This is a genomic window from Nostoc sp. UIC 10630 (assembly GCF_010747425.1).
In the GTDB taxonomy this organism is placed as follows: domain Bacteria; phylum Cyanobacteriota; class Cyanobacteriia; order Cyanobacteriales; family Nostocaceae; genus Nostoc.
Map to the genome: position 1 here is coordinate 1 of NZ_JAAGOG010000394.1, position 2,492 is coordinate 2,492.

Annotated in this window: 3 protein-coding genes and 1 pseudogene; all 4 read right to left on the bottom strand. The window is 34.6% G+C overall.

The genetic code is table 11. From position 1 onward, the window contains the following. Positions 1 to 287: 287 nt before the first annotated feature. Positions 288 to 440: pseudogene (locus G1O98_RS37800) on the bottom strand (transposase); the annotation flags it as partial. A gap of 16 nt (positions 441 to 456) precedes the next feature. Further along, positions 457 to 957 (bottom strand): transposase, encoded by a 501-nt coding sequence (locus G1O98_RS37805; RefSeq protein ID WP_163939528.1) that lies wholly within the window; start codon positions 955 to 957, stop codon positions 457 to 459. A gap of 59 nt (positions 958 to 1,016) precedes the next feature. Then, a complete protein-coding gene (locus tag G1O98_RS37810) occupies positions 1,017 to 1,403 on the bottom strand; it encodes an IS630 transposase-related protein (protein ID WP_163939530.1) in 387 nt (128 codons plus the stop codon). 32 nt (positions 1,404 to 1,435) lie between these two features. Continuing rightward, positions 1,436 to 2,350: an IS4 family transposase gene (locus tag G1O98_RS40505; RefSeq protein WP_345940642.1), complete on the bottom strand. Its 915-nt coding sequence runs from the start codon at positions 2,348 to 2,350 to the stop codon at positions 1,436 to 1,438. Positions 2,351 to 2,492: the final 142 nt, after the last annotated feature.

Genomic DNA, 2,492 nt, shown 5'->3' on the forward strand with positions numbered 1-2,492 from the left:
ATAGAGGAACTAATTAATTGTAAACCCGGATTTCTCACAAGCAGTAAAAAATCAATTTATATGACCTGATATGAGGCTTTTTTTGATACATCATCAATCAAAATTTAGGCACGAATATAAATTAAGTATAAAACCGCATTTAAGAAGTTAAAATAATCACTATTTTTTACTGTTAGTAAAATCAAAATGCTCTGTTCATAAAATTAAGCATTCCAAAACAAGACTTGAATCAACTCAAGCCTAAACTATCATTATTAGAAATAAATCAAAAGCCATTTAACTTCAAATTAAGCAGTATTAGTGAGAATTTTTAAGCGTCTATGAGCAGTAGCAAAGATATGTTTGTATGGGCAAGAACTAGTAATTGCAATTAAAATGCGACGTGTACTTACAGTAATCAAAGCTCCTAACTTCAATAATTTGGTACGAATAGTCCCAATACAGCATTTGCGGCTGTTATGAGGTACAGTAGCAGCAACTAGCAAACCAGTTTCTTAAATGTTGAGGATTTATTAAATCGAGTGCAACTGAGATTAAGTTATCAACCATTTCTGTTGTAGTCGGAGCAAAACTGCGTAAAAAAGATTTAAGTTGTGACCACCATAATTCAATTGGATTAAAATCGGGTGAGTATGAGGATAAACAAATAACTTTCGCACCTACAGCTTCAATCATTGGTACAATTGAATCTAGTTTATGTGCGGATAAATTATCCATTACTACCACTGCTTCTGACCATAAATTTGGCACTAAAAACTTCTCAATAAATAATTCAAACGCAATGCCATCCATTGAACCATTCATTGTCATCAATGCAACTACTTTTTTAATACTAATTGCTCCAATTACTGTAACTTTTGAACCTCTATAAAAGGGGTTAAGAGAGTAAGCTCTTGTTCCCATTTGTGAACGGGCATGAGTCCTCGTTAATCCAAGCAGGACACCAGTTTCATCCAAAAATACTAAATTTTCTGGCTCTATATGTTTGATCTTTTCCCAATAATCTAATCTTAAATTCAGGACTCGCTCTGTGCCTGCTTGGGTACTCCGCTTCGTTTTTTTTTCCGATTTAATCCTAATTTCTGTAATGCACGACACATTGCACTTTGACCTACCCAATTACCAGTCTTGTCTGCAAAAAATTCACACAACTCTATCAATGTTGCATCTGGATATAATTCAACTAATTCTCTCAACTCTATATCAGCATTTGTTAAATGACTAAATTGTGGCTTTCCTCGCGGCTTGGATTGTAAATTTCCTTCAAGTTTTTGTTGTTTTACAAGCTTTTTTACTAAACTCTTTGAGACGGAAAAGATGTTAGCCACTTTCCTGATTGAGATGTTTTTCTCAAGATGTGCTGCAACTATTTTTTCTCGAAGATCGACAGAGTAAGACTTCATCTAAAAGTATTTATATTTTAATCTAGTGTACCTCATAATAGACGCAAGTGCTGTAAGCTAACTTGTTGAGTTCGAAAACCAGGAATAACAATATAATAGTAAATCTCTCGCACAGTTATGGAAGGAGGTAGAGCATCAAATTCATCTTTATTCAAACATGAAGGACAACTTTTAGGCTTAGACCAAGTAACTGATTTGTCACAATTTCCAACAATTTTGCCTTTTCGCATGGTTGTTGTGCGAGATTGATGCTTCCGAAATATAACATCACAACCGAGTTTAGTAATCGTAACCATATCGGCATAAGCGCAAAAAGCTCTATCCCCTAAAAGTACATCATTGGGTTTGAGAAAACCATAGAGCCTCCTTGCTAATTTAATATCGTGAGTGTTCAATACATCGATGCACAAAGCAACGGCAGCTCCCGTAACTAAACTGAATATCACACCAATTTTGGCTATTGGAAAGCCACATCCATCTTTTTGAGTGCTAGGTTGAGGGTATTCTTTTTGGTTTTCTACAGTGTCTGGCATAGATACCGTCGAGCCGTCTATTACTAAAATATTTCGACCACACCATAAATGCTCTTGGGTTACTTTTTCTTCCAGTTTTTGTGCTGAATAATTGAAAAGCTTCTCTAATAATTTTTCTGGCAATCTTGCCCTAGCTTGACAGTAAGCACTCGTATCAGATGAAGGAATTTCTACATCTGAACCTGCTAAATGAGCAATTATTTTACTCACAGCATTATGACAAGTCTTATCACTATCCAAAACTTGTGACAAAAACGCCCACAAAGTAATAAATGGGTCAAATAATCGCTTTTTATATTTAATTTTCACTTCAGAGATTGCAAGTTTTATTGCAGATTCTGGCAATAGTTCTTTAAAAGGCAAACCTAAACTTTGATTAAATTTATCCTTGAGGATTTGTACTTGTAGTGTCACAGTAGTAATTATCGTATTCGCTTGCTCGTCTCAAAAAAGTATTTCACAGACGAGTAAGCTTTTCCGGTTCTTCCGGTACTTTTATGGTAGTTACTAAATTTCAGTAAATTTTAGTAACTACCTTTTAATAATGCTAATCCTT

Bases quoted from the DNA above. Each gene is read 5' to 3' on its own strand.
- G1O98_RS37810 (WP_163939530.1), bottom strand. From the start codon at position 1,403: ATGAAGTCTTACTCTGTCGATCTTCGAGAAAAAATAGTTGCAGCACAT.